The 5,631-nt window shown below is 29.8% G+C and carries 3 protein-coding genes; all 3 read left to right on the top strand.

Going from position 1 to position 5,631, the window contains the following annotated elements; translation table 11 throughout:
* Positions 1-1,274, top strand: a 1,274-nt coding sequence (locus ACHZC3_RS01610) for a peptidase domain-containing ABC transporter (protein WP_394758127.1), incomplete at its 5' end; no start/stop codon positions are given.
* A gap of 15 nt (positions 1,275-1,289) precedes the next feature.
* The gene (locus ACHZC3_RS01615) at positions 1,290-4,418 is read left to right on the top strand and encodes a lantibiotic dehydratase (protein WP_394758128.1); all 3,129 of its coding nucleotides are present in this window, start codon (positions 1,290-1,292) and stop codon (positions 4,416-4,418) included.
* Positions 4,419-4,425: 7 nt separating this feature from the next.
* Positions 4,426-5,523, top strand: a complete 1,098-nt coding sequence (locus tag ACHZC3_RS01620; RefSeq protein WP_394758129.1) for a medium chain dehydrogenase/reductase family protein — start codon at positions 4,426-4,428, stop codon at positions 5,521-5,523.
* Positions 5,524-5,631 lie beyond the last annotated feature (108 nt).

Genomic DNA, 5,631 nt, shown 5'->3' on the forward strand with positions numbered 1-5,631 from the left:
TATTTATGTTTACATTTTACTGGAAACTAGCTCTAATTATTTCCCTAATTATACCCTTTTATCTTATTATTTATTTCATCGCCAATAAATTAAACAAGAAAGTCGAGCGAGAAATAATGGAAAAAAATGCGTTGCTTGAATCACAATTAGTGGAATCAATCAAAAATATTGGAACCGTAAAAAGACTCTCGTTAGAAGATTTTTCTAAAATAAAAACTGAACTCAAATTTATCGATTTATTAAAAAGTATCTATAAATCAGGGATTAACGGAATTTTTTCTAGAACATCTACTGATTTTGTTTCAAGACTTTTTACAATAATTTTACTGTGGGTTGGAACTTATTATGCTATTGATGGGGAAATTACACCCGGAGAATTGTTTTCTTTCTATTCTGTAATAGGCTATTTTACTGGGCCTGCATCTCAATTAATAGGAACAAATCAATCCATTCAAAACGCTATGATTGCCGCTGATAGATTATTTGGTATTATGGATTTAGATCGAGAAGAAACCGAATCAAAAATAACCTTAACTAAAAATAATTTTGGAGACATTCATTTTAAAAATGTTGATTTCTCATACGAACTAGGACGATATATTTTTAAAGATTTGAATCTAAAAATTAAAAAAGGTCAATTTACCGCTTTTGTAGGCGAAAGTGGAAGTGGCAAGAGTACAATAGCGTCACTTATTCAAAACATATACCATCCTAAAGATGGAAAAATATTAATAGGAGAATACGATTTGAATTACATATCCAAGGACAGTATCAACACTTTAATTACAACCGTTCCACAAAGTGTCGAATTATTTGACGGAACAATTGCTTTCAATATTGCCATAGGTGATTCTGAACCAGATATGCAAAAAATAATTGACGTGAGTAAACAAGTTGGCGCTTATGATTTTATCGAAGCGTTGCCTAACGGATTCAATACGTATTTAGGCGAATTTGGCGCCAATCTTTCAGGTGGAGAAAGACAGCGAATTGCTTTTGCAAGAGCATTATATAAAGATCCAGAAATTCTAATTCTTGACGAAGCTACTTCGGCTTTAGATTCAGAATCAGAATTGGTAATCAAGAAACTAGTCGAAGATTTATCAAGCCAAGGCAAAACAATAATAGTTATTGCACATAAGCTTCAAGCGATTAAAAAGGCAGATGTTATTTATGCTTTCAAAAAAGGAGAAATTATAGAATCTGGATCTCACGACGAATTAATGTCTCAAGAAGGCTACTATCATAAAATGTGGAACAATATAAGTTTATAACAAAATTAACAAAACATGAAAAACTATTCTTTTACTAAAACAGCCATTGTAAGGACTCCTTTGGGAGAAAAGCAAATAGACTTATCTTGGGAAAAAATTCTAGAAATTTTTTCTAAAAAAGAAAATAGAGAAGCTCTTTTTATAGGTTCTCCAAATATTTATAATGCATTAGTATTATGGGAAAAAGGCGAAGCATTTCAAGCCGAAGATGAGCTAAAGAACCTTAAAGGATCGCTTTATAAATATGCTTCAAGACTATCAAATAGAAGTACACCATTTGGAATGTTTTCTACGGTTTCTGCTGTAGATGTAACACCTGAAACGAGTTTAAATATTCAAGAAAGTATTTTGGGTAGATATACCAAATATGATATGTATTTTCTAGGAAGCTTATTGCCTATTTTGACTAAAGAAGATTCTATTCGGTCGGTGCTGAAATACCGTTCTAATAATTCATTGTACACCGTTTTCGACAAATACAGGTATGTTGAATATTACTTTAAAGAAAACGTACGATTTCATAAAATCTCAGAAGTAGAAATCACAGAATATCTAGATCTAATTTTAGAAAAAAGTAAAAACGGAATTTTAATCAAAGATTTGATTCCCATTTTGGTTTCAGATGAAATTTCAGAACAAGATTCACTAGAATTCATAAACACACTTATAGAAAGTCAATTTATAGTTTCTGAATTAGAATTCACGATTACTGGCGAAGATTATTTCGAAAAAGTATTAAAAATATTCTCTGAAGAAAGATTTGATTTTTATGAAGGACAAGTCGTAAAAAAATTATTAACCAACCTAAAAAATAAAATAAATGATCTTGATCAAAATATTATTAACGATCCTTCTTTATATTCTGAGATTCATAAACTTCTAGATGAAGAAATAAATAATGTAGATATTTCTAAATTATTTCAAGTAGATAGTTTTAGAACAATCGAAAAGGGTTCTATCGGATTTAAAACATTAAAAACATTGCGCCCTGCTATAAGTGTTTTAAATAAATTACAATCCAGTTACGAAAATCCAAACTTAAAAGAGTTCAAAAGAAAATTTCAAGAACGATATGAAGAATATGAACAACCTCTTGTTAAAGTTTTAGATCCTGACATAGGAATTGGATATGGTAAAAAATCTGGAGCAAAAGCGCCACTAGTTGATGAGCTTGCAATAAATCCAAATTATTCAAAAGAAAGACAAGTGCTCCTTGATGACAAAAAAACGTTTCTATTAAAAAAACTTATAGAATCAATTAAAGACAAATCAGTTGCGGTTGAACTAACTGACGAAGAGATAAATAAATTTGAAGAAAATGAGTCAATATATCCAGACACATTTTCAGCTTTTTTAAATGTATTTAGCGAAAATGGAAAAGAAAAAATCCATCTTAAATCCATTTCAGGACCTTCTGCAAATGGCCTAATTGGTAGGTTTACACATTTGGATTCAAAAATATTAGATCTATCAAATGAAATTTCTTCGTTAGAAAATCAATTGCATCCTGATAAAATAATTGCAGAAATTGTCCACTTACCACAAGCCAGAACAGGGAATATTTTATACAGAAATTTTCAACGGGATTATGAAATACCTTATTTAGGGAATGCTTCGGTGGATCAAGAGCATCAAATAGCAATCGATGACTTATATATATCTATTAACAAAATGAATAGAGTAGTCATTTTTTCAAAAAGGCTCAATAAAGAAGTTATTCCTAGACTAAGTAATGCGCATAATTTTAGCTCAAACGCACTTCCTATTTATAATTTCTTGTGCGACATTCAAAATCAAGAAGCCACAGGTTTTGGATTTAGTTGGGGAAGTTTACAATATGATTTTGATTTCCTCCCTAGAGTAAGTTACAAAGAAGTGGTATTGTCTAAAGCCACTTGGAATATTAACAAGATCGCCATAGATGCAATACTTGCTAACGATGAGTCTAAAGCAGTTGAAGTGGTTAGGAATTTTCAACAAGAGAGAAATATTCCAGATGTAATATATTTTACACAAGGAGATAACGAAGTTGTAATCAACTTTAAAAACGATTTAAGCTGTCTTGTTTTTTACTTTATGCTAAAAGGTGAAAAGATGGTACAACTAAAAGAGTTTTTATTTGATGATGATTCGATAACTAATAATTATTGTAACGAAATTATTTTTTCGGCACATAAAAACATTGAAGTTAAAAAAGAAGTTGTAACAACTGGATATGTTCCAGTAGAGAATAAAAACAATGTGATTTCTTCATTTTCAATAGGTGAAAAATGGCTGTATTATAAGTTCTATTGTGGTGAAAGAGCGGGAGAAGAATTGCTTAATAGAGCCATAAACCCAATCGTAGAAGAATTACAATCTAAAAAAATAATAGACAAATGGTTTTTTATTAGATATCAAGATGCGAGTGGACCACATTTAAGATTTAGAGTGCTTCTAAAAAACACTGATTTTTTTACTGAAAGTATTCAAATAATAAAAAAGCATATAAAACCATTTGAAGACACACAAATCATTTGGAAAACCCAAACCGACAATTACTTAAGAGAATTACAACGATATGGTTTTGAAGCTATAGAAGATACTGAAACACTTTTCTATAACGATAGTCAGTGTACATTAGAGTTTGCAGATATGATTGAAGGAGATTCTGGAGAAAAAGTACGATGGTTGTTCTCTTTATTATCAATGGATCATTTATTAAACGACTTTGGATTTTCTTTAAATGAAAAAATTGAAATTTTAAAAGTAGCAAAAATTAGTTTTGGAAAAGAGTTCAACAGAAATGGAAATTTGAACAAACAAATCAATGAAATGTTTGCCCAAAATGAGTATGAGATAGAATGTTTCCTAAATGAAGAAAAAATAGAAGAAATGTATCACCCAATTTGGGAAATCATTAGAGAACGATCAAATAAGAATAAGGAAGCTACTCAAAATATCAAACAACTTTTTATTGAAAAAAAGTTACCAACATCTCTTCATAGCATAGCCATAAGCTACTTACATATGATTTGCAATAGAGTATTCTTATCAAAACAAAGAGTTCATGAAATGGTTGTTTATGATTATTTGTACAAATATTATAACAAACAACTGCACGTGGGGAAACAAACTAATAAAGAAGTAGAATTAGCAAATTAAAAAAACTATGAGAGCATTAGCAGTAGTAACTTCGTCATTATTTGAAATGATTGACGATCACGATAAACATTTAATAGTAATTGACGATTTAAAAATTCCTTTGGCATTTGTAGAAGGCAGCAAACCTGATTTTGATGGTCACTCGGATCAATGTGCTGATTTAGTTTTAGTAACAAAATCTAGTTTTTCATTAAATTACCGTGATTTAGGAATAATTGAAATGGCTTGGAATAGATTAAAATCTGTCGAGGAGCACACTTATTATCCAATTGGGTCTGATTTTTCAGGATATGTGGAAGCAGTTGGCAAAAATGTAACGTCATTAAAAATTGGAGATCTAGTAATTGCTGACTGTTTTTTTCCAGAACCTAAAAATGGTGTTATGCCTGGCATACCATCAAATCATTCTAGTCGAGAATTCGAAATATATCATCATGCGAAATTATTAAAAGTACCTTCTAATATTACAGATTACGAAGCAGGTACATTAAGTATAGGCACACAAACTGCCACTTCGATGGTAAGAAAAGGAGAAATAAAAAAAGGAGAAAATGTCTTAGTAACATCCATAACATCCAACACTTCTTTTTTCTTGCTTAATAATCTATGGGACAAAGATTGTAATGTTTATGGACTTTCTTATTCTGGGGAGAATATTGATGCGGTAAAAAATCATTTTCCTTTTATCAAAGAAGTATATTCTATAAAAGAAAACAATATACCACAAGATATTATGTTTGACGTTGTTCTAGATGCTTTTTCAGATACTTATTTAGAAGGATTAATTCAAAAGTTAAATTCGAATGCGAGGTATGTAACTTGCGGAATTTTTAATCAATCAAATGACAAAATAACTAGCGTTAAACCAATAAATTTATCAATGCTAATTGCAAATTTAATGATGAAAAATGTAAGCTTTATAGGAAATTGTTTAGGAAGCACTCAAGATTTGATTGACGGATTAGATCAGTATAAAAATCATAAAATGGTAATTGATAAAATATTTACTGAAGAAGACTCATTGTCAGATTTTATTACAAAATCATATAATTTGAATAGTAATAAGTTTGGAAAAGTGGTGTACCAATATACGAATGATCTCTAAAAAAATTTAGAAATTGACTAGTCCTAAATAATCGATACAGATTATTAGACAAAAATAGATAAATTAAACAGCACCAAAAACGTTTTTGGTGCTGTTTTTAGTTTTATA

Origin of the sequence: Flavobacterium sp., assembly GCF_043720215.1 — a bacterium.
Lineage (GTDB): Bacteria > Bacteroidota > Bacteroidia > Flavobacteriales > Flavobacteriaceae > Flavobacterium.

Bases quoted from the DNA above. Each gene is read 5' to 3' on its own strand.
- ACHZC3_RS01615 (WP_394758128.1), top strand. From the start codon at position 1,290: ATGAAAAACTATTCTTTTACTAAAACAGCCATTGTAAGGACTCCTTTG.
- ACHZC3_RS01620 (WP_394758129.1), top strand. From the start codon at position 4,426: ATGAGAGCATTAGCAGTAGTAACTTCGTCATTATTTGAAATGATTGAC.